This window comes from Arthrobacter psychrolactophilus (assembly GCF_003219795.1).
Lineage (GTDB): Bacteria > Actinomycetota > Actinomycetes > Actinomycetales > Micrococcaceae > Specibacter > Specibacter psychrolactophilus.
Map to the genome: position 1 here is coordinate 49,471 of NZ_QJVC01000009.1, position 24,686 is coordinate 74,156.

At 62.1% G+C, this 24,686-nt stretch carries 23 protein-coding genes, 7 tRNA genes and 1 riboswitch; of the genes, 14 read left to right on the plus strand and 16 right to left on the minus strand.

Translation table 11 applies throughout. The annotated features are described in order from the left end of the window. Positions 1-220 precede the first annotated feature (220 nt). From dxs to CVS30_RS10560, 3 genes are read left to right on the plus strand one after another with little or no spacing between them, the layout of a single operon-like run. Positions 221-2,212, plus strand: a complete 1,992-nt coding sequence (gene dxs, locus CVS30_RS10550) for a 1-deoxy-D-xylulose-5-phosphate synthase (protein ID WP_110485302.1) — start codon at positions 221-223, stop codon at positions 2,210-2,212. Positions 2,213-2,238: 26 nt separating this feature from the next. Then, positions 2,239-2,799: a DUF402 domain-containing protein gene (locus CVS30_RS10555; RefSeq protein WP_110485303.1), complete on the plus strand. Its 561-nt coding sequence runs from the start codon at positions 2,239-2,241 to the stop codon at positions 2,797-2,799. Further along, the gene (locus CVS30_RS10560) at positions 2,796-3,452 is read left to right on the plus strand and encodes a hypothetical protein (RefSeq protein ID WP_245934553.1); all 657 of its coding nucleotides are present in this window, start codon (positions 2,796-2,798) and stop codon (positions 3,450-3,452) included. The genes CVS30_RS10555 and CVS30_RS10560 overlap by 4 nt, the downstream gene beginning before the upstream one ends. 118 nt (positions 3,453-3,570) lie before the next feature. On the opposite strand, the gene CVS30_RS10565 is transcribed toward CVS30_RS10560, so the two are convergent. Then, entirely contained in the window at positions 3,571-4,521 is a 951-nt protein-coding gene (locus CVS30_RS10565) for a PDDEXK family nuclease (RefSeq protein ID WP_110485304.1), read from the minus strand. Positions 4,522-4,701: 180 nt separating this feature from the next. On the opposite strand from CVS30_RS10565, the gene CVS30_RS10570 reads away from it, so the two are divergent. Then, positions 4,702-5,691: an aldo/keto reductase gene (locus tag CVS30_RS10570; RefSeq protein ID WP_110485305.1), complete on the plus strand. Its 990-nt coding sequence runs from the start codon at positions 4,702-4,704 to the stop codon at positions 5,689-5,691. An 8-nt stretch (positions 5,692-5,699) separates the two neighbouring features. Here CVS30_RS10570 and CVS30_RS10575 read toward each other — a convergent pair whose 3' ends face one another. The 10 genes from CVS30_RS10575 to CVS30_RS10620 all read right to left on the minus strand — a co-directional run bounded on the left by CVS30_RS10575 (position 5,700) and on the right by CVS30_RS10620 (position 16,414). Next, complete coding sequence (locus CVS30_RS10575; RefSeq protein WP_110485306.1) at positions 5,700-6,152, minus strand: QcrA and Rieske domain-containing protein; 453 nt, start codon at positions 6,150-6,152, stop codon at positions 5,700-5,702. A gap of 126 nt (positions 6,153-6,278) precedes the next feature. Further along, positions 6,279-8,423 carry a 3-hydroxyacyl-CoA dehydrogenase NAD-binding domain-containing protein gene (locus tag CVS30_RS10580; RefSeq protein ID WP_110485307.1) on the minus strand — a complete coding sequence of 715 codons (2,145 nt, stop codon included), beginning with the start codon at positions 8,421-8,423 and terminating at the stop codon, positions 6,279-6,281. Further along, positions 8,420-9,658 (minus strand): thiolase family protein, encoded by a 1,239-nt coding sequence (locus tag CVS30_RS10585; RefSeq protein WP_110485308.1) that lies wholly within the window; start codon positions 9,656-9,658, stop codon positions 8,420-8,422. The genes CVS30_RS10580 and CVS30_RS10585 overlap by 4 nt, the downstream gene beginning before the upstream one ends. A gap of 233 nt (positions 9,659-9,891) precedes the next feature. Further along, positions 9,892-11,280, minus strand: coding sequence for an HRDC domain-containing protein (locus CVS30_RS10590; protein ID WP_370800830.1), 1,389 nt, complete (start codon positions 11,278-11,280; stop codon positions 9,892-9,894). A gap of 80 nt (positions 11,281-11,360) precedes the next feature. Further along, positions 11,361-11,939: a DUF3000 domain-containing protein gene (locus tag CVS30_RS10595; protein WP_110485310.1), complete on the minus strand. Its 579-nt coding sequence runs from the start codon at positions 11,937-11,939 to the stop codon at positions 11,361-11,363. 154 nt (positions 11,940-12,093) lie between these two features. Continuing rightward, entirely contained in the window at positions 12,094-13,161 is a 1,068-nt protein-coding gene (locus tag CVS30_RS10600) for a threonine aldolase family protein (RefSeq protein ID WP_370800833.1), read from the minus strand. A gap of 45 nt (positions 13,162-13,206) precedes the next feature. Beyond that, positions 13,207-13,932 (minus strand): SDR family oxidoreductase, encoded by a 726-nt coding sequence (locus tag CVS30_RS10605; protein WP_110485312.1) that lies wholly within the window; start codon positions 13,930-13,932, stop codon positions 13,207-13,209. A gap of 18 nt (positions 13,933-13,950) precedes the next feature. Then, positions 13,951-15,336: a DUF6421 family protein gene (locus tag CVS30_RS10610; protein WP_220033909.1), complete on the minus strand. Its 1,386-nt coding sequence runs from the start codon at positions 15,334-15,336 to the stop codon at positions 13,951-13,953. Between the two features lie 131 nt (positions 15,337-15,467). Beyond that, the gene (gene msrB / locus CVS30_RS10615; RefSeq protein WP_110485313.1) at positions 15,468-15,908 is read right to left on the minus strand and encodes a peptide-methionine (R)-S-oxide reductase MsrB; all 441 of its coding nucleotides are present in this window, start codon (positions 15,906-15,908) and stop codon (positions 15,468-15,470) included. Between the two features lie 14 nt (positions 15,909-15,922). Beyond that, entirely contained in the window at positions 15,923-16,414 is a 492-nt protein-coding gene (locus tag CVS30_RS10620) for a hypothetical protein (RefSeq protein ID WP_110485314.1), read from the minus strand. A gap of 123 nt (positions 16,415-16,537) precedes the next feature. Between CVS30_RS10620 and CVS30_RS10625 the strand changes: the two genes are divergently transcribed. Next, positions 16,538-17,755 carry an alpha/beta fold hydrolase gene (locus CVS30_RS10625; RefSeq protein WP_110485315.1) on the plus strand — a complete coding sequence of 406 codons (1,218 nt, stop codon included), beginning with the start codon at positions 16,538-16,540 and terminating at the stop codon, positions 17,753-17,755. A gap of 177 nt (positions 17,756-17,932) precedes the next feature. Here CVS30_RS10625 and ybaK read toward each other — a convergent pair whose 3' ends face one another. From ybaK to CVS30_RS10640, 3 genes are all read right to left on the minus strand, one after another. Further along, the gene (ybaK, locus tag CVS30_RS10630) at positions 17,933-18,430 is read right to left on the minus strand and encodes a Cys-tRNA(Pro) deacylase (protein WP_110485316.1); all 498 of its coding nucleotides are present in this window, start codon (positions 18,428-18,430) and stop codon (positions 17,933-17,935) included. Between the two features lie 103 nt (positions 18,431-18,533). Beyond that, positions 18,534-18,992, minus strand: coding sequence for a SufE family protein (locus CVS30_RS10635; protein WP_110485317.1), 459 nt, complete (start codon positions 18,990-18,992; stop codon positions 18,534-18,536). Positions 18,993-19,038: 46 nt separating this feature from the next. Then, positions 19,039-19,956 (minus strand): sulfurtransferase, encoded by a 918-nt coding sequence (locus CVS30_RS10640; protein ID WP_110485318.1) that lies wholly within the window; start codon positions 19,954-19,956, stop codon positions 19,039-19,041. 193 nt (positions 19,957-20,149) lie between these two features. On the opposite strand from CVS30_RS10640, the gene zapE reads away from it, so the two are divergent. Then, positions 20,150-21,205: a cell division protein ZapE gene (zapE, locus tag CVS30_RS10645; protein ID WP_110485319.1), complete on the plus strand. Its 1,056-nt coding sequence runs from the start codon at positions 20,150-20,152 to the stop codon at positions 21,203-21,205. A 100-nt stretch (positions 21,206-21,305) separates the two neighbouring features. Here the strand turns inward: zapE and CVS30_RS10650 are convergent, their stop codons facing one another. Then, positions 21,306-21,494 carry an antitoxin gene (locus tag CVS30_RS10650; protein ID WP_110485320.1) on the minus strand — a complete coding sequence of 63 codons (189 nt, stop codon included), beginning with the start codon at positions 21,492-21,494 and terminating at the stop codon, positions 21,306-21,308. 170 nt (positions 21,495-21,664) lie between these two features. Continuing rightward, positions 21,665-21,726, plus strand: a riboswitch (guanidine-III (ykkC-III) riboswitch). 12 nt (positions 21,727-21,738) lie between these two features. Between CVS30_RS10650 and CVS30_RS10655 the strand changes: the two genes are divergently transcribed. After that, positions 21,739-22,053 (plus strand): DMT family transporter, encoded by a 315-nt coding sequence (locus CVS30_RS10655; RefSeq protein ID WP_110485321.1) that lies wholly within the window; start codon positions 21,739-21,741, stop codon positions 22,051-22,053. A gap of 479 nt (positions 22,054-22,532) precedes the next feature. On the opposite strand, the gene CVS30_RS10660 is transcribed toward CVS30_RS10655, so the two are convergent. Continuing rightward, positions 22,533-22,607, minus strand: a tRNA-Val gene (locus tag CVS30_RS10660). Positions 22,608-23,029: 422 nt separating this feature from the next. Between CVS30_RS10660 and CVS30_RS10665 the strand changes: the two genes are divergently transcribed. The 7 genes from CVS30_RS10665 (at position 23,030) to CVS30_RS10695 (ending at position 24,682) form a co-directional block, all read left to right on the plus strand. Continuing rightward, positions 23,030-23,102: transfer RNA gene (locus CVS30_RS10665), tRNA-Gly, on the plus strand. Between the two features lie 24 nt (positions 23,103-23,126). Further along, positions 23,127-23,200: transfer RNA gene (locus CVS30_RS10670), tRNA-Cys, on the plus strand. A gap of 47 nt (positions 23,201-23,247) precedes the next feature. Beyond that, positions 23,248-23,319 (plus strand) — tRNA-Val (locus CVS30_RS10675). A 38-nt stretch (positions 23,320-23,357) separates the two neighbouring features. Then, positions 23,358-23,430: transfer RNA gene (locus tag CVS30_RS10680), tRNA-Gly, on the plus strand. 73 nt (positions 23,431-23,503) lie between these two features. Then, positions 23,504-23,575, plus strand: a tRNA-Val gene (locus tag CVS30_RS10685). Positions 23,576-23,614: 39 nt separating this feature from the next. Beyond that, positions 23,615-23,690 (plus strand) — tRNA-Gly (locus CVS30_RS10690). Positions 23,691-23,839: 149 nt separating this feature from the next. Next, a complete protein-coding gene (locus tag CVS30_RS10695) occupies positions 23,840-24,682 on the plus strand; it encodes a PD-(D/E)XK nuclease family protein (protein WP_110485322.1) in 843 nt (280 codons plus the stop codon). Positions 24,683-24,686 lie beyond the last annotated feature (4 nt).

A 24,686-nucleotide genomic window follows, 5' to 3' on the forward strand; every position in this document is an offset into this window, starting at 1 on the left:
TTAGCGAGCTTTGATCTAAAGGCGGGTATTCGGGAAACCGAATACCCGCCTTTTTGCGTTAATTCGCTGCCAGAGGCATGAATTGGCGGTTGCTGATGCCCTGGCAGCCCCGCCTGGGCGCAATTCACACGAGAAATTCTCTGCCGCGGGCGGAGTTCGGTGTGGGGAGCGGCAGGGACGCGATATTGTAGACGTTGACTGTGCACCCAGGGAGGTACCAATGGGACTTTTAGAAACCATCACGCATCCGCGCGAACTGAAAAAACTCAGTGACACGCAAATGGAAGCCTTGGCCCAAGAAATTCGGGACTTCCTCGTCACGAACGTTTCACAAACCGGCGGCCACCTTGGCCCCAACCTTGGTGTTGTTGAATTGACGCTGGCCGTCCACCGGGTGTTTGAATCACCCCGCGACAGTGTCATCTTTGACACGGGCCACCAGTCCTACGTGCATAAGCTCGTGACGGGTCGACAGGACTTCTCCACATTGCGTCAGCAGGGCGGACTCTCCGGCTACCCCGACCGAGGCGAATCCGAGCACGACATCGTCGAAAGCTCGCATGCCTCCTCCTCACTTTCCTGGGCCGATGGAATTGCCCGGGCACGTCAACTCAACGGTGAAACTGACCGCTACGTTGTCGCCATCATCGGTGATGGTGCGCTGACCGGCGGCATGACCTGGGAAGCCATCAACAATATTGCCGCCGACAAGGATCGCAGGCTCGTGATCGTGGTCAACGACAATGGCCGCTCCTACGCCCCCACCATTGGTGGTGTGGCCGACTATTTGGCGTCCCTGCGCCCGGCCTTAGACCAGGTACGAACCCACCGACGCTACGAGGCGTCCATGTCGTGGGGCAAGCAGCGTTTGCAGGACGGCAACGTCGTCGGACAGTTTGTCTACAAGAGCCTTCACGCCGCTAAGAAGGGCGTCAAGGACTGGTGGGCACCCCAGGGGCTCTTCGAAGATCTGGGCATTAAGTACATTGGCCCCATTGACGGCCACGATCAAAAAGCCATGGAAAACGCCCTGGCCGCCGCGAAGAACTATGGCGGACCGGTCATCGTTCATGCTTTCACGGAGAAGGGCCGCGGCTACGCGCCGGCCCGCGCCGACGTCAACGACCAGTTCCATGCGGTGGGAGTCATCGACCCCGAAACCGGTGCCTCCATTGAGGAATCCGGCGGAATGTCCTGGACAAGCGTCTTTGGCGAGGAAATTGCCACAATCGCCGAGGAACGCCAGGACATCGTCGGTATCACGGGCGCCATGTTGCTGCCCGTTGGCTTGGCGAAGTTCGCCCAGAAGTTCCCCGACCGCGTCATCGACGTGGGCATCGCCGAACAGCACGCCCTCACCATGGCGGCCGGCATGGCCTTTGGCGGCCTACACCCCGTCGTCGCCATCTACGCGACGTTCCTGAACCGCGCCTTTGATCAGCTCCTCATGGATGTGGCCCTGCACAAGGCCGGCGTGACGATCGTGCTTGACCGTGCCGGCGTGACAGGACCCGACGGTCCCAGCCACCACGGCATGTGGGATATGTCCATGCTGCAGATCATTCCCGGCCTGCACCTGGCTGCCCCGCGCGATGCCGTGCGCCTCCGCGAGGAATTGCGCGAGGCCGTGGCCATCTCTGATGCACCCAGCGTTGTGCGTTATTCCAAGGGCAAGGCCGGCCCGGAAATCGCGGCCATCGAGCGCTTGTACGACGGCGTCGACGTCCTGGCGCGTCAGCGTCAAGACATGGCGCAGGCCAACTCGGACACCGAAACCGACGTTTTGATTGTCAGCGTTGGCGCCATGAGCGAGCTCTCGCTCGAGGTGGCTCAGCGCATCGGCGATCAAGGCATCACCTCCACCGTGGTGGATCCGCGCTGGGTGCTGCCGGTGCCGCGTTCCATCGTGCAGTTGGCCTCGCAGCACCGCATCGTCATCGTGGTCGAGGACGGCGTCCGCGCCGGTGGTGTGGGCTCACGCATCCGCCAGGAGCTCCGTGCCGCCGGCATCGACACGGCTCTGAACGAGGTCGGCCTGCCGGTTGAGTTCCTGGCCCACGGTAGCCGCGCCCAAGTCTTGGAGCGCGTGGGTCTCACCGCTCAGCGCGTGGCCCAGGACGTCGTCGAACAGGTCCTTGGCACGAAGGTGCCCTTTGCCCGTCCGCTCCCGGGCCAGGCCGCCCCGCGCACGGGTCAGCTGCCGATCCTGTGACGGCTGCGAAGGAAGCTCTGCTCCCGTTGCAGCACGCTGCCGACGCCCCGCGTCCCGGAGATCTAGTGGTCGCCCGGAACCGGAAGTACGATGGCACGGCGCACTGGGTTGTCCCGGGACGTTACCTCGGCAGCGACGAGTTTGGGCACTGGATGTTTCAGGGCACGAACGAGTTCATTTCGCGCCCCGGTGCCGCGCTCTACACTGAATCCGACGCCATCTTACTCATCCCGTTCACCGGCGACTGGGTGGCCACCTTTTATGATGAGGCACACCCGGAACGCGTCGAGCTGTACATCGACTTAGCGATTGAGCTTGCTTGGCGCCGCATTCGCCCCGACGTGGTTGAGTTTCACATCATCGACATGGACCTTGACGTGGTGCGCACCCAAGCGCGCGGACTGTACGTCGATGACGAAGATGAATTTGCCCAGCACCGCATTGAGCTGGCCTACCCTGACGAGCTGTGCACCCGCATGGAATCCGCCTGCGCGGACCTCGTCACGGCCGTGGCCGGCGCTAACGCCCCATTCGACGGTCGCGATGCGGCCTGGTTCACCCTAGGAAGGACGTCGCCATCACTATGAGCGATCACAACACCAGCGAACAGAGTAACGCAACAATTTTGGCGGGCCTGGACCCGAATATTGTGCGCATGTACAAGAAGGACGACGCCGGAGCCCTTTCTTTCCGTGAAGCGTGGGTTGACGCTGGGGGAACCGAGGAGACGGACGAGGCTGCCGCGATCTTCTTCGTTGTCAACCACGGAGCCGTGGGACACCTGAGCACCTCCAAAGAGGTCACGGTTGAAACCCTTGAAGAGGCCGAAGCCATGCTCGTCGCCTTTGCCGAGCAGTGCGCCGAGGATGGCTACGCCGTACTCGCCCGCGAGGATCAGACGCTCGTCGTGGCTCAGTTCGCGTTGAAGAATGACCGGGTGTCCGATCGCGACAAGCACCTAGCCTTCCGCGTGAAAGAGTCCTTGACCTCGCACCTAGCCTGGCGTGGCAGTGGCGTGTTGGAAAAGATGGAATTCACTGCGGCAGGTCACGGCCTGGGCAAGCTCAACGTCTACATCGTGGCTCCCGACCCGGCCCGCGCCGTCGCCAACATCAAGGTCTGCATCCGCGAGGAAAAGCTTGACTTCACGAAGCTGACCGTCGCGACGGGCCCCATCGAAGATCCCAGTGCCCTGCGCGCCAAGCACAGCCCCACAGGCACCACCATCTTCAGCCTGTAACCCTCCGCCGAGCCTACCCGCTCCCGTCATCCCTCCCTTCTTCCCTTCCCCTCTGATCTGTGTGGCAGTTGTTACTGCGTCAAGCGCTTGATCTGCTCGATTTGCGGTAGCAACTGGATCACAGATCGGAGGAGGGGCGCCAGCCGTGGGCCCAAAGGGCTTCGCGTACTTTGCGGACGGCTTCTTTGGCGTCGTTTTGCATGTGATGCCTCATGATGCGCACCTCGCTCCATCCAGCGTTGGCGTAGTCCTCGGCTCTGAGAACGTCCTTCTCTACTTGGCGCGGGTCAGCGTGCGTATTGCCGTCATATTCCACCGCGACCTTGTAGTCGGGATAGGACTGGTCCGGTTGTCGGATGACACCGTTCACCAAAAGGGTTGGCTCGTTGAGATGAGGTTCGGGCAAGCCCGCAGCGCTACACGCGAGGCGCAGTTTAGTTTCCTGCGGCGAATCAGAACCGACGCGAGCCAACTCGAGTGCCGCCCGGGCTTTGACTATTCCGGGGGTGCCGGGGTGACGAGAGAGTAGTTCGGATAGCTCCTCGAGAGTTACATACTCCTCGTTTCGTCGTTCAAACGCTGGCCGCGGAATCCGAATCAGGTGATCGGCGGTGACCACCAATTCCTCCACGGACATACTCCGTGCGCAATCGAGCCATGTCCTCGCCCGTGAGGTCAACCAAAGACCGTCGACAAGCTGCACCTCGTCGGTGTCAAACATGGTGCGATGGCCCTGGATGCCGGAGCGCCGCGGTATTGAGTGCGGATACTGGCGCGAGATATGGATGGTTCCCGACGTTGCCTCAGGGAGAAAACCGGGCAGTTCCCAGAGGATAAATGCCGTAGCATGGGAGGCCGCCGAATAGCCCGTGACCTGGGTGTAGGGGCGGGTGAGCAGGGCCAGAGAAAGCGCGGCGTCATCTTGTCCGTGGATGGCTTTGATGCCGCGACTGAGGTTGACGATGTCTTGGCGTCGCAATCGCGCGTAGCTCAGTCCAAGTTCCTGGGCTTGGGCTACGGTAAACGGGGAATTGCGAATGCTCGAGGGAAAATTTTCGAAGGCGCTCATGGAACAAGAATGGCAACTTTTGCCGTTCTTTGCTGGGAGTTATCCACAGCCTGCTCCTTCCTCGGATCTGTGTAGCAGTTGATACCGTAGTAAGCGCTTTCTCGTCGGAAATTCGGTATCTACTGCCACTCAGATCCAGGGGTGGGGATGAGTGGGGCATCTTTTGGCTATTGTGGAGCTATGACGCAGAACCACATTGAATACCGCCAAGTAGGCCGCTCCGGCTTGACCGCTTCCACCGTTGGCCTGGGGTGCAACAACCTCGGCCGCAGCGGGACGGTGACGCAGACGCAAGAGGGAAGTAACGCCGTCGTGCATGCCGCACTGGATGCCGGCATCACCCACTTTGACGTGGCAGATAACTATGGCATGACCGCTGGCCTGAGTGAGACCATCCTGGGTAAGGCCCTGGGCGCCCAGCGTGAGAACGTGGTGATCGCGAGCAAGTTCGGCATGGATACCGGCGGTGCGAATGGCGTGGATTGGGGCCGTCGCGGTTCGCGCAAGTACATCCGTCAGGCCATCGAGGCATCCCTGCGACGCCTGAACACCGACTACCTGGATCTGTATTATTACCACACCCCGGACGGGCACACCCCGATGGCGGAGACACTCTCTACCCTGGACGATCTGGTCCACGAGGGCAAGATTCGCTACTTCGGTCACTCAAATCTTGCTGGATGGCAGATCGCCGACGCCGAACACACCGCGCGCGCCCGCGGCACCGAGCGCTTCATCGCGAGCCAGAATCACTACAACCTGCTGGATCGTCGTGCCGAGCAGGAAGTCACTCCTGCCGCTGAAGCCTACGGGCTCGGCGTCATGCCGTACTTCCCGCTCGCGAACGGCCTGTTGACGGGCAAGTACAAGGGCGGCGCAGTTCCGGAAGGTAGCCGCCTCTCGCATACCCGTCAGCACATGGTCTCCGACGCCGATCAGGCCCAGTTCGCTGCGTTTAGCGCCTTTGCCGCGGCTCGGGAACTGACCGAGGTGCAGGTGGCGTTCTCCTGGCTGGCCGCTCAGCCCGCCGTGGCCAGTGTCATTGCCGGCGCCACGAAGCCCGAGCAGGTGCGGGAAAATGCTGCGGCCGTGAGCTGGAAGCCCACGGCCGCGGATCTGGCCGAGCTGGACACCATCTTCCCGAAGGTGCCCAAGGTCGCCCTGTTCTAAAGTGCTCGCTACATCGAGACGGTGATCCATTCACCGTCAATGGCGGCGGCGAAACGGGGGAGGGCTTCCTTTGCGGGGCCCGAGACCACCGTTCCGTCGCTGCCCTTGAAGACGCTGCCGTGGCAGGGGCATTTGAAGTCTTCGTTGTGCGGGGCCACCTTGCATCCGGCGTGCGTGCAGATGTCGCTGTACGCCAAAATAGTGGTTTCATCGGGTCGGAACAAGATCACGTCGACGCCGTTAGCCGTGCCCACCGCCGTGGCACCTACAGCTAGTTCGGAGACCTTGCCGACCTGATGCGGGGTGCCGCCGGTGGGGATTTCGGCTGGCGTGGCGCCCTTTTTCGCGCCCGCATTTCCCGCCGGCGCACACCCTGCCAACGCGAGAGCGCAGGCTGCTCCGGAAGCGGCGGTGGTGGCTCGGAGGGCGGAACGACGGCTCAGTGATGGTTCAACAATCATGCCCTCATTCTCTCAGGTTCCTGAGCCGGAAGGCGAAACGGCCACCGCCAGTGCCCGTTAACGAGGACGCCGCCGGACCCTCACCGTGGCAGTCACGGTGAGGGTCCGGCGTCGTACTGGGTGTGGCTAGGACACCGGGTGGAACGTCTTGCCGTTGACGCGCTGGGAGGCGCCCACGCGGTCCAAGTACGGCGTGATGCCGCCCAGGTGCATAGGCCAGCCGGCGCCAAGGATCATGCACAGGTCAATATCCTCGGGTCCGGCGACCACGCCTTCGGCGAGCATGAGCCCGATCTCCTCGGCCAGGGCGTTCTGCGTCTTGAGTAGCAATTCCTCACCCGTGGAAGGCGTGTTGCCAAAGCTCAGGAGCGCCAGGGTGTCGGCGGGGATGGAGACGGAACCGTCGGCTGCGGTCTCCCACAGGGCCTTCTTGCCGCCGTCGATCAGCGCCTGCTGATTGGCGGAGACGTGGAAGCGATCGCCAAAGGCCGTGTGGAGCGACTCCGTGACGTGCTGCGCCACCGGAATGCCTACCATGGCCAGCAGGGTGAACGGCGTCATCGGCAGGCCCATGGGGCGCAGTGCGTTATCTGCCGTGTGCGCGTCGGTGCCCTCGTCGAAGGCTTGGGAGACTTCGGCCATGAGGCGCAACAGTACCCGGTTCACCACGAACGCGGCCGCGTCCTTGACCAGCACAGCGGTCTTGCGCAGTGCCTTGGCGGTGGCGAAGGCGGTGGCGAGGACGGCGTCGTCGGTCTTGGGGGCGCGCACAATTTCCAGCAGTGGCATGACGGCCACAGGGTTGAAGAAGTGGAAGCCCACCAGACGCTCGGGATGCGCCAGGTCCTCCGCCATCGCGGTCACAGAGAGTGAGGAGGTGTTGGTGGCCAGGATGCACTCGGGCGAGACGATGGCCTCCACCTCGGCAAAGACCGCCTTCTTGACGTTGAGTTCCTCAAACACGGCCTCGATCACGAAGTCGGCGTCCGCAAAGACCTCCTTGGAGACCGAGCCCGTCACGAGCGCCTTGGTGCGGTTCGCGGCGTCCTGGCTGATCCGGCCCTTGGCCCGCAGCTTGTCCACCTCGCCGTGGACGTAGGAAACACCCTTCTCCACACGCGCCGCATCGATGTCCGTCATGACCACGGGTACCTTGAGCTGCTTGGCGAAGAGCAGCGCAAACTGCCCTGCCATGAGGCCGGCACCCACCACACCCACCTTCGTGACGGGGCGTGCGAGCTTCGGATCCGGGGCACCGGCCGGGCGCTTGGCCCGCTTCTGCACCAGGTCCAGGAACGCATACACGGTGTCCTTGAACTGTGGGGTCCCCATGAGCTCGGCCAGTGCCGCATCCTCGGCCGCGAACGACTCCGCCTTCGTGAAGTGCTTGCCCTTTTCGAGCAGCTCGATGACCTTGGCTGGAGCGGGGGCCGCGTTGGAGGTCTTGGCCTCGACAAACGCCTTGGCACGCACGACGGCGGCATCCCACGCTGCGCTGTTGTCCTCGCTCAGGGGTTCACTCACCTCGTTGGGTCGGCTCACGTTTTCGGCGCCAGCGAGCACGCGGGCCGCCCAGTTGAGAGACTGCTCCAGGAAATCGGCGGGCTCGAAGAGCGCATCTGCGATGCCCAGCTTGTAGGCTGCCGGGCCGCTGAGGGTGCGGTTATTGCTCAAGGCGTTCTCGATCATGACCGTCACGGCGTTGGAGGGGCCAATGAGGCGCGGCAGCAGGTAGACACCGCCCCAGCCGGGGACGAGGCCGAGGAAGGCCTCGGGCAGCGCCAGCGCGCCGGCTCCCGTGGAGACCGTGCGGTAGTTGGCGTTGAGCGCAATCTCGAGCCCGCCGCCCAGAGCCAGGCCGTTGATGAAGACAAAGCTGGGAACGCCCAGATCGTTCAGGGTGGAGTAGACGTCGTGGCCGAGCTGGGCCATGAGCAAACCGGACTCGCGATCCTTCAGGCTCTTGACGGCCGAAAGATCCGCACCGGCAACCAGGAAGAATGGCTTGCCCGTCACGCCCACGCCCACGATCTCGCCGCGGGCGGCACGCTCACGCTGCGCCTCCAGCACGGTACCAAGTTCCACGAGGGTGTTGGGGCCCAGCGTGGTGGGGCGGCGGTGGTCCAGGCCATTATCTAGCGTGATGAGCGCAAAGGTGCCAGCGCTGGGCGCACCATCCACCCGGGGCAGTGCAATATCCTGCACGTACGAGTGCGTCACCACTTCGTCGGGGAACAGGGCGGTGAGTTTGCTAAAGTCCTGGGCGCTCATGCTGCGCTCCCTTCGGTGGTTGCGGTAGCCGTTGAAGCGGTGAAGTGGGGGTTTTCCCAGATGACGGTGGCGCCCATGCCGAGGCCAATGCACATGGTGGTGATGCCGTACTGCACGGAGTGATCTTCCTCGAACTGGCGGGCCAGCTGCGTCATGAGGCGCACGCCTGAGGAAGCCAGGGGATGTCCGACGGCGATGGCCCCACCATAGCGGTTGACGCGGGGGTCGGTGTCGGCGATGCCGAAGTGGTCAAGGAAGGACAAGACCTGCACGGCAAACGCCTCGTTGATTTCAAAGAGGCCAATGTCTTCGATCGTGAGTCCGGCCAGGCGCAGCGCCTTTTCCGTGGCCGGTACGGGGCCGATGCCCATGACCTCGGGGGCTACACCGGCAAAGGCGTAGCTGACCAAGCGCATCTTGACGGGTAAACCCAACTCGGCGGCAGCGTCGGAAGAAGCCAAAAGTGCCGCCGTCGCGCCGTCGTTCAATCCAGCCGCATTACCGGCACTCACCCGGCCGTGGGCGCGGAAGGGGGTGCGCAGGGCCGCGAGGTCTTCCATGGTGGTGCCGGGACGGGGCGGCTCATCGACGGAGTTGAGTGTCCAGCCAGCGCCGGGCTTCAGGGTTGCGACGGGAACCAGATCGGCCTGAATCTGATCCTTGGCGTAGGCGGCGGCCAACTTATTCTGGCTGGCCACGGCGTAGGCGTCCGTGCGGTCCTTCGTGATGGCGGGGAAGCGATCGTGGAGGTTCTCGGCGGTGTTGCCCATGTTCAGGGCGGCAGGATCCACAATGCGCTCGGACATGAAGCGCGGGTTCGGGTCGGAGCCGGCTCCCATGGGGTGGTGTCCCATGTGCTCCACGCCTCCTGCGATCACGACGTCGTACGCGCCAACGCCGATACCCGACGCCGTGGTGGTGACCGCCGTCATGGCCCCGGCACACATGCGGTCAATCGCGAAGCCGGGAACCGACTGGGGGAGTCCGGCCAGGAGCGCTGCGGTGCGTCCGATCGTCAGGCCCTGATCGCCGGTCTGCGTGGTTGCCGCAATGGCGACCTCGTCGATGCGCTCCGCGGGCAGGGAGGGGTTTCGGCGCATGAGTTCGCGGATGCATTTGACCACGAGGTCATCGGCGCGGGTATTGGCATAGATGCCTTTTTCCCCGGCGCGGCCAAAGGGGGTACGAATGCCGTCTACGAAGACAACATCTCTGATTTGCCGATTCTGGCGCATGCCTTGCTCCTCGAGTGCAAACAACGGGTATCGATCAGCCCAAAGACCTTGGGGACCACTGTGTCACACATCATGTTACTTGCGAGTAACTTATAGGTCAAAACCCCCACCGACGCTGCATCACTTTATGGGCATTAAAGCCAAACGCTGCATCAGTTCACGGGAAATGATGCAGCGTTTGGGAAAAACCGCCGGAAAGTGGTGCGGCGTTGGGGGAGGTGGCGGAGGGCAGGCTAGACGGCTTGTTTGCTGCCCTTGGCCTCACGCGGCTCCAGCGGGGCTGGATGCAGGAGCGCCTCCGTCAGTAGGCCCGCACAGAGCTCCAGCTGCCAGGCTCTGGCGCCCAGTTCGCGCAACTGTTCCGTGACGCTCTCCAGGGTGATGATGGCCGGCGGGCGCCAGCACAGGCGGCGCAGGAAGTCCGGGGTGAGTATGTTCTCCGCCGGAATGTTCAGCGATTCGGACAGCTCGGCCAGGCTGGCGCGGGCCGTTGCCAAGCGTGCCGCGGCTTCAATGTCGCGCTCAAGCCACAGACGCGGCGCCGGAGGCGTGTTGCTGGAGACCTGCAGGGCAGGCAGATCGTCACTGTTCCTGGCCGTTTGAATCGCGTGCAGCCACTTGGGGGCGTCGCGCTTGGCGGCGCGCCCATGGAAGCCCGACAGGGCCAGCAACGCAGGAACCGTGGTGGGCATGCCCTTGGCTGCTGCGATGATGGCCGAATCCGGAATTAGGCGGGACGGGGCGATGTCGCGGTGCTCGGCGAGTTTCTCGCGGGTGTTCCAGAGTTCCCGAACGGCACCGAGCTGGACGCGTTTGCGCAGCGTATGCGAGCCCGAGGTACGGCGCCACGGATCAACGCGCGGCGCGGGGACGCCAGCATCGATCAGGTGCTGGAACTCTTGGGCCGCAAAGTCGAGCTTGCCGTCTTTCTCCAGAAGTGCCTGCAGCTCCTCCTGGAGATCCACCAGGACCTCAACATCGAGTGCCGCATAGCGCAGCCACGGCTCCGGCAGGGGGCGGGTGGACCAGTCGGCGGCCGAATGTTCCTTGGCCAGGTGGAAGCCCAATAGGGATTCCACGACGGCTCCGAGCCCGACGCGCGGCAATCCCGCCAGTCGGGCGGCGAGCTCTGTGTCAAAGAGTTTGTCCGGCCACATGCCAACTCCGGCCAGGCAGGGGAGATCCTGGCTGGCGGCGTGCAGGATCCACTCGACGCCGCGCAAAGCGTCATCGATGATCTTCAGGTCGTCAAAGGCTTCGGGGTCGATGAGCCACGTGCCAGCACCTTCGCGTCGGATCTGCACCAGCATGGCGCGCTGACCGTAACGGAAGCCCGAGGCGCGTTCGGTGTCGACGGCGGCAGGGCCGGTGCCAGCGGCCAGGGCGGCGGCGCAGCGCTTGAGCGCGGGTTCGCTGTCGACCACGAGAGGGATACCGTCGCGCGGGGTGTTGAGTTCCACAAGGTCGGGCAGTTCCCCCAGTTCTACGCGGACCCCGTCAATGACAACACTGGTCAGGGGTGAGGCGGCCACTTCGGAGCTGGTCGCACCGGACGTCTCGGAGCTTGCCGCCTCGGTGCCAGATGGCGCGCTGGCCTCATGGCGTTGACGCGTGGTAGACAATTTGGTCCTAGCACGGCTATGCGTGCTTGATTCTGGGTTGGTCATGATGCCCTTAGTCTACCGAATGGCCAAGATGCGCCCTAGCGACCGGTGTCGTGGCGTCGTCGGGGAAGGGGAGTCACGCCGTCGGACGCTGGTGGGAGGCCGGCAAACGTACACACAATATTGGCCCAGGCCTCTAAATGCGCATCGACCGAGGCGTCCGCGGGCGTCCAGGAGGCGCGCAATTCGATGTCCACCGTATCAGGGCGGGTAGCAAGAGCCCCGTAACTCTCGGAGAGAATCCGGGTGGCCGTCCCTCCGGAATTAGTGTAGCGAGCTCCCTGAGCCTCCAACGCCTCAACGAAGAGCGCCCACACCACATTGCCCAGCAGCGAGTCGTTGCCGATATCGTCCTCGAGCTGGGCCCGAATATAGCTCACGATGCGAAACTTGCCGCCCCAGAGCGCGGAGCCATGGGGATCGTGCAACAGGATAAAGCGGCCCGTGGCGAGTTCTTCACCGTCGACGGTCACCTCGGCGCCCAGGGCCACGCCATAGGGGGCAAGCTGGGCGGGTGCGGGCACCTCGGAGAGATTGAGCTCGCTTCGGGTGTGGGCGGAGCGCAGCGCGGCCAGGGCGCTTCGGAAGTCAGCCGGTAGCTGAGAGGGGTAGCTCACATTGGCAGATTATGACGCTCCGGCACGGATTCGCGGCAGGCGCGCCGCAATTATCGGTGCCAGGCACTACGGCAGGCATGACAGTCGATCCCCGAGCAGGGATCCGCTAAAGGCACAAAGGACCCCAACCTCGGTGAGGTGGGGCCCATGTGGACTAGCTCAGTTCGGCCTGCAGCGCCGCGACAAACGCCTCAACATCGGCCTCCGAGGTGTCAAAGGAGCACATCCAGCGCACCTCGCGGGCGGCCTCGTCCCAGTCGTAGAAACGGAACTTTTCCCGCAAACGCTCGGCCACACCCTCGGGCAGGATGGCAAAGACGCCGTTGGACTCGGTGGCCTGGGTGCACTGCACCTGTGGCAAAAGTTCGACGGCGGCACGCAACTTCGCTGCCATGGCGTTTGCGTGCCCGGCCGACTTCAGCCACAGATCATCACTGAGCAGCGCCAGAAGCTGGGCGGAGATGAAACGCATCTTCGAAGAAAGCTGCATATTGAGCTTGCGCAGGTAAATGAGCCCGTCGGCGGCCTCGGGGTTCAGGGCCACGATGGCCTCGCCAAAGATGATGCCGTTCTTCGTGCCGCCGAAGGACAGCACATCCACGCCGGCATCGGAGGTGAACTCACGCACGGGCACACCCAGGTGGGCGGCGGCATTGGCCAGGCGGGCGCCGTCCATGTGGACCTTCATGCCGAGGGAATGGGCGTGATCACAGATGGCCCGCACCTCTTCCGGCGTGTAACAGGTGCCCAACTCGGTGGTCTGGGTGATGGACACGGCCAGCGGCTGGGCGCGGTGCTCATCGCCAAAACCCCAGGCTTCCTTGTCGATCAGTTCGGGCGTGAGCTTGCCGTTGACGGTGGGAACCGAGAGCAGCTTCATGCCTCCCACCCGCTCCGGGGCCCCGTTTTCGTCCATGTTGATGTGGGCGGTCGCGGCACACACTACGGCACCCCAACGCGGCAGGAGCGACTGCAACGCCACCACATTCGCCCCTGTGCCATTGAAGACCGGGAATACGTCAACGTCCTTGCCGAACAGCGCGCTCATTTCCTCGCGCAGCCGCGCCGTGTACACATCTTCGCCGTAGGCCACCTGATGGCCGCCATTGGCCGAGGTGAGGGCTGCGAGCACCTCGGGGTGAACGCCTGAATAGTTATCCGAGGCAAAGCTGATGACGCTTGCGTCGTGAAGTTGGGTGGATTCGGTGCTGCCAATGCTCACAATGTGCCTTTGATGGTTGAATCGTCAATCGGGTCAAACTACTTACTACAGAATAATGCGGGAACCGTTGAGGCCGGGTGTCCCAAACAAGCCACTCACGGCCTGTGCCAGCGTGGCCACGTCGGTAAAGCCCGGGAAGGTCCGTTCCGGGGAGCGGGCACGCATCGTGTCGTCCACGAGTGCCTTCACGACAAGGACGACGGCGGCACTCGCCTCCGCGGCCTCCGCCCCCTCGCGCTGGGCTGCTTCTTGCGCAAAACCCTGGGCCACGGATTGGACCCATGTCTCGGCGGCTGCCTTGATGCTGGCGTAGTTGGCATTGCTCGCCGTCGGCGCCGTGACCGAGGTGGAGGAGACAATGGCCAGCCGGCCGCACGGGGAAGCGAGCAAATCCTGGTAGAAGGCGCGGCTCGTATTGCGCAGCGTGGTCAGCACCGAGGCGTGCAGGAAATCCCAGTCAGCATCGTTTTGGCTCGGGATATCTCCTCCGCCGCGCCAGCCACCCACCAGGTGGATGAGGCCATCCACCGGGCCATACTCTGCGTGAATCGCCTCCGTGAGTGCCGTGACGGCAGCCGCGTCCGTGAGGTCGCACACGAGGGGGACGGCACCGCCGGTGAGCTCTGCCGCCGCCCCGATGCGTCCGGCGTCGGACCCTACCGTGAGGACTCGCATACCGGCGCTGACAAGCGAGGTGGCCGTGGCGATGCCGGCGGCGCTGCTGCCGCCGGCAATCACCACGAGGGGCACGTGTGTGGAGGCTGTTGTCATGGTGCCTACAGTACTCACTTAAGCCGCGGTGGTGCCGGTGATGCCGGCTGTGGAGTCGATAACGGTGCGCATCTTCTTCTCGAGGGCTTCGAAGAACATGGAGAGCGGGAATTCGTCGTCCATGACCTGGTCGGTGATCTCGCGCAGGGGTGCCGTGAGCGGCAGCGCCTCGGGACCCTTGGCCCACGTCGAGGCGGGGTTCGGGGTTACGGTGGCCGAGACGAGCTCGTAGGCGGCGAGCCAGTGCGCCAGCTTGGGGCGGTCGATCGAGCGCCAGTACAGCTCCTCGATCTGCGCTCCCAGGGCGATGACGACGTCGGGCACCTGGTCCCAGTCAATCGTCAGCTTGGTGTCAGTCCAGTGCAGGACGTGGTGCTGGTGCAGCCAGGCAAAGAGCAGCTGCCCGCCGAGGCCGTCGTAGTTGCGCACCCGCGGGCCCGTGATGGCGAAGCGGAAGATCCGGTCGAAGATGACCGCGTACTGGACCAGCTTGGCCTGCTTGCGCGCCTCGGGGGAGGCCTTCTCATCATGTTCGACGGCGACCGATTCACGGTAAGCAGTCAGATCGCAGCGCAGTTCCTCGAGCGAATACAGGAAGAACGGCATGCGCTGCTTGATCATGAACGGGTCAAAGGGCAGATCGCCGCGCATGTGGGTGCGGTCGTGGATCAAATCCCACATGACAAAGGTTTCCGTGGTGAGGGCCTGGTTGTCGAGCATTTCCAGGGCGTCGGCCGGCAGTTCGAGGCGCGTGACGGCCATGGCTTCGCGCAGCACGCGACGGAAGCGGGCGGCCTCGCGATCCTGGAAGATGGCGCCCCACGTGAAGGTGGGCGTTTCGCGCACGGAGACGCTTTCCGGGAACAGCACGGCGGAGTTGGTGTCGTAGCCGGCCGTGAAGTCGATGAAGCGCAACGGGACGAAGAGCTTGTTGGAGTAGTCTCCGGCTTCCAGCTCACCGATGAACTCGGGCCAGATGACATCGACCAGGACGGCTTCAACGTGGCGTGAGGTGGAGCCGTTCTGGGTGTACATGGGGAAGACTACGAGGTGGCCCAGGCCGTTGATCCGTTGGTCCTGCGGGTTGAAGGCCATGAGCGAATCAAGGAAGTCGGGAATACCCAATCCGGCATCGACCCAGCGCGTGAAATCACGCACGAGCAGTTCCAGGTAGCGCCCGTCATGCGGGAAGTACGGGGCCAGCTCCGTCACGGAGGCCTTGATGACCTCGATCTGGGCTGCTGCGTGTGCGTGATCGCTGGCCTCAGCCACGGAGCCGTCCTTGGCCTGGACGGCGGCCAGCTCCGTAGCTGCCTGCTTGAGGGAGCACCACGCGGGGTGCTGTGCCAGTGAGCTGTAGTCGAAGTCATGATGGAGAACTGTGTCTTCAAGTGTGTCGTTCATAGCGTCCCGTCCTTGTCGCGTGGCGGACACCCTAAGCTGGCGCCCGTATCGATTTTTTCGAGCGTAGCAAAGGAACAGGAAAACTAATCTCAAATACCGCTGAGCATAAGAGACTGTAATGCTAGGGGGCTTTAAGGTGCCTCGGGCGACAGCTCCACGGGGCCTTCGCGCAGCGTCAAGGCTACCGAGTTAATGCAGAAGCGCTCATCGGTAGGAGTGTCGTAACCCTCGCCCTCAAAGAGGTGACCCAGATGCGAGTCACAGGAGGCGCACCTGACCTCCACGCGCTTCATGCCAAGGCTGTTGTCGTGCAGGTACCGCACCGAATCATCGGCCAGCGGGGCAAAGAAGGACGGCCAGCCGCAATGGGAGGCAAACTTCTCCCGCGAGGTGAACAATTCCGCCCCGCAGGCACGGCAGGCGTAGACGCCTTCCTGGGTGGAGTCCCAGTACTCGCCCGTGAAGGGGCGCTCCGTTCCGGCCTGACGCAGCACCTGATATTCGGCGGGGCTGAGTTCCTCGCGCCATTGGGCATCGCTTTTTGTCACAGGGGTATTTTCATAAGTGCTCATACCTTGCTCAACGCTTAGGAGTCGCCAATAAATCCCGAACCCGAGTACAAATGCAAAACCGGAAGGCCCAGCTTGCGTTGTGCCTGATGCGCCCAGTCCTGTCGGAAGGTGTCGGCGACGGCATGGGGGCGGGTGACGACAACAGCCTGTCGCGCCCCCAGTTCGGTGACCTTCGCAACGAGGGAGGCGACGGCGTCGCCCTCGGCAACGGTTCCCGAGATCTTCCTGCCCGTGGTGGAGAGGGTAGTCAGGGACGCCGCGAGGATCTCGTCTGCCTCGGCCCTGACGGATTCGGCGCTGGGTTTTTCGCGCAGCTCTCGCATCACGCCGGGCAGATCCAGCATGGTCAGCTGATCCACCACGTCCACGAAGAGGTTGCGCTTGGTGTCGGCAGGAACCAGCAACACCAGCTCAATGTCGTCCTCGGGGCTGTAGAGATCGGAGATGTTCTCGACGTCGACAGCGGTCAGTGGTTCTTCGGTCAGGATGATGATCGTCTCACTCATTGCACCAGCATAGGCTCACATTCTTCAGAAGCAAGAGGACGCTCGAGGGTGGGATACGGAAAGTTGCCCGGCCTGCGGTGTGCCGGACTTCGCGGCCGCGCACCGATACGTCAGAATAGGGGCATGGCTACCTCGGAAACGCAGTCAAGTACATGGCTCAAATGGGGTGCCCTGGGCGCCGGAGCGGCAGGGGTTGGTGCGCTCGCGGTCGTGACCGCCACCTCGGGTCTCGCCGCCTACTTTGCCCGGCGCGTGGTGACGCCGGAAAAGCACCGCGCCGACGATCTCTCCATCCTGGCCGTTATCACCGACGGCCCCAAACTTCAGGTGGTGCTCGAGGCAACGCCCGACACCGTCATCGAGGGCACCTACGGGCTCTTCTTCGATGGGAATCGTGGGCATGCCATCATCGGCCCCATTATTTCCTATGTGCCCCGTGAAGGCAGCGTCACCCGTGAGGTCCTCGCCGTCCACAGCGGTGATCTCCGCACGGCCACGGCGGGCTGGTGGTCCGGGAACCTCTACTCGCATCCGGAGCAATTGGCCTTGGACTACGAGGACGTTACCCTCGAGCTGCCCGACGGCCCCGCCCCGGCCTGGTTGCTTCCCGCTCCGGATCCGGGTCATACCTGGGCCATCATGGTCCATGGGCGAGGGGCAACCCGCAGTGAGGGTCTGCGCGCCATGCCCACCGCCCACGCCTTGGGCATGAATGCGCTGCTGATCTCTTATAGGAACGACGGCGAGGCCCCCAAAACTGCCGACGGCAGGTATGGCCTCGGGGTCACCGAGTGGGCCGACGTTGAGGTGGCCATCGACTATGCTCGGTCCCGCGGCGCCAAGGACGTGGTGCTCTTTGGCTATTCCATGGGTGGTGCCATCAGTCTGCAGACGGCCGACCTCGCCCGGAATCGAAAGTATGTTCTAGCGATGATTCTTGATGCCCCCGTCATCAATTGGATCGATGTTCTGGCGCATCAGGCCGCGCTGAACCGTATTCCGAATTACATTGGGCGCTATGCCCAGCTCATGCTCAGCCACCCCTTGGGCCGGCGTATCACGGGGTTGGCCGCTCCGGTGAACCTCAAGAGTATGGACTGGGTGAGCAGGGCCATTGAGCTCCGGACGCCGTCGCTCATTTTGCACAGCATCGACGATGACTTTGTCCCCTTTGAGCCCACAGCCGAGCTGGCCAAGCGCAATCCGGAGATGGTGACCTTCATTCCCTTCAGTAAGGCTCGGCACACGAAGGAATGGAATGTGGAGCCGGCCCGGTGGGAGAACTCCATTGAGGAGTGGCTCCGTCCACGCCTGGGTCGGTACGGTCTTCCTCGAGACTAAGGCTCGCCCCTCAGTCTCCGCTTCCAGACGTTGACCCGCCAGATCACGCCCTTCACCGGGCGGAGAGGGCGTGATGTGGCGACTCAACACGGAGGGTGGCACGTTCGACGCCGAGAATGACCCTGGTGCGCCCGCCTCACCTCGTGACGCATCGTCTAAGACTCGCCCCGCACAAGGTTAGTGCTTCGCGGTGCCGATGGCCGCCGTCGTCCCTTTGGTCAAAGTCAGAAGATCGGCAGGGGAGAGCTCCACATCAAAGCCGCGCCGCCCGCCCGAGACAAATATCGTCTCGCACATCAGGGCAGACTCATCCAGCACCGTGGGGGAGAGCTGGCGCTGACCCAGGGGCGAGATACCGCCGAGGACATAACCCGTGCGGCGCTGAGCGGCCGCGGGATCGGCCATGGCGGCCTTCTTCTGCCCACGCGCGGAGGCCAATGCCTTTAGATCCAGGGTGCCGTTGACAGGAACGATCGCCACCGTCAACGTTCCGGCGACGTCGGCCATGAGGGTCTTGAAGACCCGCTCCGGGGAGACACCAAGAACCGTGGCGGCCTCCATACCGTAATTCGTGGTGGCGGGATCGTGCTCATAACTATGCGGGGTGAAGGCAATGCCCGCGGCCGTCAGCGCCACAGTTGCCGGAGTGCCTGTTCCTGAAGTCTTTTTCGCCATAGAACAATTATGGCAGTGACGCGATGACGGCTCCGGCCAGCACAATGCCCCACCGTCTGAGTCGTACTGGCTCTCAGGGGCGGGGCACTGTGGTGAAGCAAACTTAGACGGCCGGGCGGACGCCGCCAGCAATCTTACGCTTGACGCGTCCGAGCATGGCGGACATGCCGCGCATCCGCAGGGGAGAGATGGCCCGGGTCAATCCCAATTGCTCGGGCATATCGTCGGGAACAGCCAAGATCTCCTCAGCGGTCAAGCCGTCGAGACCCTCGAACAACACCGAGGCAAAGCCACGGGTTGTCGGAGCCTCCGGGGGAGCCTGGAAGAACAAGCGAATAACCTCGCCCGTCTCTGTCTTCTCGGCCTCAACGGTCAAGAAGAGCGGCGACTGACATTCAACAACCTGCTCCAACAATTCCGGATGATTCGCCAATCGCTCCGGTAAGGGAGGGAGAGAGCGTGAGAATTCCAGAAGCAGCGTCAAACGATCGCGTTCTTCGAGTTCCTTGAAATCATTAACGATTTCGGCCAATGCTGTCGGGAGTGCTGGTGAAGTGGTCATCGGCTAAAGCGTACTTTTCTTTCGTAGGAGATGGGAAACCGGCGCCTTAGGAGGTGGGGAGCTCGCCACGGTCAGCGCCAACAGCGATCGGCACACGCACGGCATTGCCCCACTCGGTCCAAGAACCATCGTAGTTCCGCACGTTCTCGAAGCCCAGCAAGTACTTCAGGGCAAACCACGTGTGGCTCGAGCGCTCGCCGATACGGCAGTAAGCAATGACCTCATCCCCTGCAACCAGGCCGGCTTCATCCAGGTAGAGGGCTTCGAGTTCTTCACGCGAGCGGTACGTTCCGTCGCTGTCTGCAGCGCGAGCCCAAGGGATAGAGGCTGCCGTAGGGATGTGACCGCCACGGAGGGTTCCTTCCTGAGGGTAAGCAGGCATGTGAGTGCGCTCGCCGGTGTACTCCTCGGTGGAACGCACGTCGATCAACGGCTTGCCTAGGTGGGCGAGCACATCGTCCTTGTAGGCGCGGATGGGGGCGTCATCGCGCTCCACGACCGGGTAGTCGGCTGCCGGGGTGACGGCGGTGGCGTCGGTGGTGAATTCACGACCCTCGGCAATCCACTTGTCACGGCCGCCGTCGAGCAGGCGAACATCTTCGTGGCCGAACAAGGTGAAGACCCAGAGCGCGTAGGCGGCCCACCAGTTGGACTTGTCGCCGTAAACCACCACGGTGGTATCGCGAGAGATGCCTTTCGCTGCGGCGAGCAGAGCGAAAGCCTTGCCGTCGATGTAGTCGCGCGTGACGTCGTCGTTCAGGTCAGTGTGCCAGTCAATCTTGACCGCACCGGGGATGTGGCCGGTTTCGTACAGGAGGACGTCTTCGTCGGACTCAACCACGACGAGGTTGCCGTTGGAAGCCGCGCCGTCGGCGAGGGCTGCGGCGAGCCATTCGGTGGAGACGAGACGCTCGGGATGGGCGTAAGCGGCAAATTTTTCATTAGTTTCAACTGCTACAGGCATGATGCCCCTTCTACATAGATCGCTGGTGCCAGACTATCCCGGCCGGTGGTGCTCCTTACAGTAACCAGCGGTCAAGTCAGAAACTTCCTTCGCGTTAACGAAACGCAATATGCGATGGGTATTCTTGTATCCGTGAGTCGTGAGGGTATTTTCCCGAGGCTCGGCTAAAAATTCTTCACGATCGGAACATTCCTTGGTACAAGTTGAGCAACTTTCCACGCGCCGCCCTGCAGTCTCGGTGGAAGAACTGTTGAAGGGGTTTGTTCCGTCCCCGCGATTTGGCGAGGTTTCCTTCAATACCTACCGCCCCGATCCGAGCCAGCCGTCGCAGTCTGAGGCGGTCACGCTGCTGCAGGAGTTCGCTGCCGGAACGAAGGCTAGGCCTGTCAGTGGCTTGCGAAAACTCTTTGGTGGCAAGTCCAAGGCGGCCGATTCACGCGCAGGGATTTACCTTGACGGTGGCTTCGGTGTGGGTAAGACGCACCTGCTGTCCTCGCTGTGGCACCAGGTTGAGGGCCCCAAGGCCATCGGAACGTTCGTTGAATACACCAACCTTGTGGGTGCGTTGTCGTTCCGGAAGACCGTTGAGGCCTTGAGCACCTACAAGCTGGTGTGCATCGACGAGTTCGAGCTCGACGATCCCGGAGACACCGTGCTGATGTCTCGTTTGATGCGTGAACTGGCCGACGCCGGAGTTAAGTTAGCGGCAACGTCCAACACCCTGCCTGGTTCCTTGGGCGACGGACGCTTTGCGGCGGTGGACTTCAAGCGTGAAATCCAGGTGCTTGCGGATCAGTTCGAGATTTTGCATATCGACGGGGAGGACTTCCGCCACCGCGGCCTTCCGACGCCTCCGGAGCCCGTTGCCAATAGTGACCTCGACTCTCGCATGCGCCATGACTTCGCCGGCCGCACGGTGGCAGTTGATGATTTCGCAACCTTGGTGGATCACCTCGCAGGAGTTCACCCCTCGCGTTACCGTCAGCTGCTCTCCGACATCGATGCTGTGGTGTGGCGCAATGTGCACACCATCACGGAGCAGTCGGTGGCGCTGCGATTTGTGGTGCTCGCGGACCGTTTGTACGACAAGGACGTGCCGATCCTGGCCAGTGGAGTGCCGTTGGATCAGCTCTTTACCCCGGAAATGATGGCCGGTGGCTACCAGAAGAAGTACTTCCGTGCCGTGTCGCGTTTGACGGCTCTGGCCCGTGAAGCTCAGGAAGCAAGCACGGCAGTTCCTGTTGGCTAAGAGTTTGTTAGCTTAAAGCGAGAAAGCGTCGGTGCCGTCTCTCGACGGGGCCGACGCTCTCTTTTGACGCCTTGATTAGGGGCGAAGGGTTGAGCCGCTCTTAGGCTTGCTGCTGGCCATCTACGAAATCACTAGCGGCCTTCTGCACACCATCAACCTGATCAGCGAACTTGCCGCCGGTCTTGTCGTCAACAAAATCGCCGGCCTTTTCGATGCCGTCCTTGACCTGATCGCCGTGGCTTCCGAGCAACTCTTCGGCCTTGCCCTTAATATCGTCAAAAATAGACAAGTGGCACCTCCCTTCGTTCCTGGGGCTCTTGGCGCCCCAACTTTTTCCAGCTTAGTGCGCTGCCTCACGATGTCAACGTTTTGCGCTCAAAGCGATAAGTGAATTTTGAATGTTGGCGGAATTCCGTGGAAGATTTCTTTCTACCGACTCGTTCGAGTGTGCCATTATGGAACTTGCCACAAGGCACCCGGACGAGGTGCGCCGTACCCGGTCAGCGACAAGACGGCGTCGAGGAGTGTTTTCTATGGCATGGCTAGTTTTAGTCATCTCGGGAATGTTAGAAGCGGTCTGGGCGACCGCACTGGGCAAGAGTGAAGGTTTCTCCAAGCTTGCCCCAAGCATTGTTTTTGTCGTCTCCCTCTTGGCTAGCATGGCCGGTCTGGCGTGGGCTATGCGGACGCTGCCCGTCGGGACCTCATACGCTGTCTGGGTGGGCATTGGCGCAACGCTCACCGTTGCCTACGCCATGGCCACCGGATCGGAAGCCATCTCGGTCATTAAAGTCCTACTCTTGCTGGGCCTGATTGGCTGCATCATCGGGCTCAAACTCGCTCACTAGGACTGTTTCACGTTCCTTGCTGAACCACAGGCGGATTCTCTGGGAGAAACAGTCCCAAGGAATCCGCCTTTGCGTTGTCCACCTTGGTGCGATGACGGTCAAGACCTCAGCCACGAAAGTTACCGATCCATGCCGCTTGCAATCAATGTGCTGGCCCCATCGGCGCAAGCTGGCCGACATTGAAGGCTTCGCCCGCGCCCTCTGGGGGCGTCCGATGAGATGCCGGGAGATATTCTGACGAGCGAGGCAGCCCACTCGATTGGTGCCGAACTCATTCGGATTTTCAAGGGTGGCTCATTTGAGGGCGCCTCCACGGGATGCTAACCGCAACTGCACCCCATGCCCTGTGGGTTCTTTTCTGCGTTCTCGTGGCAGGCGTTGCGGTACGTTTGCGGTACGCCGCCTGATTTGCTCCCAGATTTAGGGCACGAAAAAGCCCCTCTGATCAGCGTTTGCGCTGGTCAGAGGGGCTTTTCTCTTGGTGGGCGATACTGGGTTCGAACCAGCGACCTCTCCGGTGTGAACGGAACGCGCTACCACTGCGCCAATCGCCCAAGAATCACACACGCGTGTGTGCCTAAATGTGCCTCAAACATTAGCTCAAAGGTTCGCGTGGTCATAATTTCTATTTTCGAATCATACGAAAGTTTCGCCTGAGGATTGCCGCCAGCGGCAGGGGAGGGTCCGACGTCGTGCCTTTGAGGCTGTTTCAGAGGAAACTATTCCATAATGTGACGAGGGCCTCACAAAGAGTTTTTGCCAAAAACACCAAAATCGGCCTTGAAATGACATGGATGTAATTCGAATGATGTGGCCAAAAACCCCGCCAATTCAAGGAACTTGGGGGCAGGGGAGTGGGGGTCGATGCGACAGGGAACCCTCGATTTGGTGTTTGGGATTGTGCTCGGGTAATGTTTTCACCGCAGCAACACGGACTGCCGAAGCGGAAACGCTGAAGCGAGAAAATGAAGCTCAAGTGGTCGTAGCTCAGCTGGTAGAGCACCACCTTGCCAAGGTGGATGTCGCGAGTTCGAATCTCGTCGACCACTCGTATGACACCGTTCAGTTCTCACGGTGGGGTGGCCGAGAGGCGAGGCAACGGACTGCAAATCCGTGCACACGGGTTCGAATCCCGTTCCCACCTCCATTTGGCTGAATCAAGGTATTTTGCTGTATAGTTCAGCGGGATGCATTGGGCGATTGGCGCAGCGGTAGCGCGCTTCCCTGACACGGAAGAGGTCACTGGTTCGATCCCAGTATCGCCCACGAATGAACTGCCAGGTTCATTTGAAGTTGTAACACATGTGGTCGTAGCTCAGCTGGTAGAGCACCACCTTGCCAAGGTGGATGTCGCGAGTTCGAATCTCGTCGACCACTCGGAGAAAGCGGTGAAATGCCGGGATCTTATGGATTCCGGCATTTTCCTGCGGCTCTTTATAAAAGTAAATATGGGCGATTGGCGCAGTGGTAGCGCGCTTCCCTGACACGGAAGAGGTCGCTGGTTCGAACCCAGTATCGCCCACGAATGAGCTACCAGGTTCATTTGAAAATAGTTATACATGTGGTCGTAGCTCAGCTGGTAGAGCACCACCTTGCCAAGGTGGATGTCGCGAGTTCGAATCTCGTCGACCACTCCAAGTAAACAAAAAGCCGGAGCCCTCACGGGTTCCGGCTTTTTGTTTTCCAGCACCTTTTTGGCTCTACGGCCGAGGAGCTGGAACAAACTTATCCACAGTGCGTGGCCCGGCTGCTGCGTACTGTCACACGGGAGTGGAATAGTAGAAGCATGACAGCACCAGCATTGGCACACAGCACAGAATTGGGGCGTATGTACGCCCGTTCCCTGCAGGAACCGCCCAAGGTTCCCTCCATCACCACCGTGATCGGCCAACAGTCGGCTTCTCTTGATGGCTGGATTGGTTACATGGCCGCAACGGCCGTGGCAAAGCACCCCGATCTGGGCTCGGCCGTAGGCAACCCTGGCCAATTGCGGACCGTGGTTCGAGACAGCTCCAACGCCGCCGAACAGTTCCGTGATGCCGCGGCCGCGCGTGGCGACCGCGTCCACAACTATTGCGAGCAGGTGGCGCTGCGCGCTCTGGACCGCCCACACCAGATCGCTGAGGCGCTGGATGCGCTCTCTGAGAACGGCGAGGGAAACTTCGCCCTGCGTTTTGATGCGTGGTGGGAGGAATTCCAGGTCAAGCCGCTCGCTCCCGAGGTCACCGTGTGGAATGAAAGCGTCGGTTACGCGGGAACGCTTGACCTTGTAGCCACCATTGGTGGAAAACTCTGCATCATCGATTACAAGACCAAGGGCACCGACCGCAACGGCCAGGTCAAGAGCCTGGACGCCAAGGTTGTTATGCAACTTGTCGCCGGCATGAAGGCGGAGGAAGCCATCGTCGATGAAGTGGCAGGACTCTGGGAGCCCTGGAAGTACGGTCAGGACCCGGTTTTGCTCGGAGTGGCTATCGGTGAAACCGAGGTTCGCACGCTCCGTGCCAACCCTGAAGTCCTCAAGGCTCACTGGTTTAAGTTCGCCTCGTTGCGCCGTGTGTGGCAAACGTCATTAGATGCCGCCTCCGCTGGGACCCCTTTGCTCGATATTGCGCCGCCCGGGCGTTAGCAGC

Excerpts from the sequence above, each read along its gene's own strand:
- CVS30_RS10580 (WP_110485307.1), bottom strand. The coding sequence starts at position 8,423 with ATGAGCGCCCAGGACTTTAGCAAACTCACCGCCCTGTTCCCCGACGAA.
- CVS30_RS10570 (WP_110485305.1), top strand. The coding sequence starts at position 4,702 with ATGACGCAGAACCACATTGAATACCGCCAAGTAGGCCGCTCCGGCTTG.
- CVS30_RS10560 (WP_245934553.1), top strand. The coding sequence starts at position 2,796 with ATGAGCGATCACAACACCAGCGAACAGAGTAACGCAACAATTTTGGCG.
- CVS30_RS10640 (WP_110485318.1), bottom strand. The coding sequence starts at position 19,956 with ATGCCTGTAGCAGTTGAAACTAATGAAAAATTTGCCGCTTACGCCCAT.
- CVS30_RS10565 (WP_110485304.1), bottom strand. The coding sequence starts at position 4,521 with ATGAGCGCCTTCGAAAATTTTCCCTCGAGCATTCGCAATTCCCCGTTT.
- CVS30_RS10605 (WP_110485312.1), bottom strand. The coding sequence starts at position 13,932 with ATGACAACAGCCTCCACACACGTGCCCCTCGTGGTGATTGCCGGCGGC.
- CVS30_RS10695 (WP_110485322.1), top strand. The coding sequence starts at position 23,840 with ATGACAGCACCAGCATTGGCACACAGCACAGAATTGGGGCGTATGTAC.
- msrB (WP_110485313.1), bottom strand. The coding sequence starts at position 15,908 with ATGAGCACTTATGAAAATACCCCTGTGACAAAAAGCGATGCCCAATGG.
- CVS30_RS10635 (WP_110485317.1), bottom strand. The coding sequence starts at position 18,992 with ATGACCACTTCACCAGCACTCCCGACAGCATTGGCCGAAATCGTTAAT.
- CVS30_RS10620 (WP_110485314.1), bottom strand. The coding sequence starts at position 16,414 with ATGAGTGAGACGATCATCATCCTGACCGAAGAACCACTGACCGCTGTC.
- CVS30_RS10575 (WP_110485306.1), bottom strand. The coding sequence starts at position 6,152 with ATGATTGTTGAACCATCACTGAGCCGTCGTTCCGCCCTCCGAGCCACC.
- ybaK (WP_110485316.1), bottom strand. The coding sequence starts at position 18,430 with ATGGCGAAAAAGACTTCAGGAACAGGCACTCCGGCAACTGTGGCGCTG.
- CVS30_RS10625 (WP_110485315.1), top strand. The coding sequence starts at position 16,538 with ATGGCTACCTCGGAAACGCAGTCAAGTACATGGCTCAAATGGGGTGCC.
- CVS30_RS10655 (WP_110485321.1), top strand. The coding sequence starts at position 21,739 with ATGGCATGGCTAGTTTTAGTCATCTCGGGAATGTTAGAAGCGGTCTGG.
- CVS30_RS10585 (WP_110485308.1), bottom strand. The coding sequence starts at position 9,658 with ATGCGCCAGAATCGGCAAATCAGAGATGTTGTCTTCGTAGACGGCATT.
- dxs (WP_110485302.1), top strand. The coding sequence starts at position 221 with ATGGGACTTTTAGAAACCATCACGCATCCGCGCGAACTGAAAAAACTC.
- CVS30_RS10610 (WP_220033909.1), bottom strand. The coding sequence starts at position 15,336 with ATGAACGACACACTTGAAGACACAGTTCTCCATCATGACTTCGACTAC.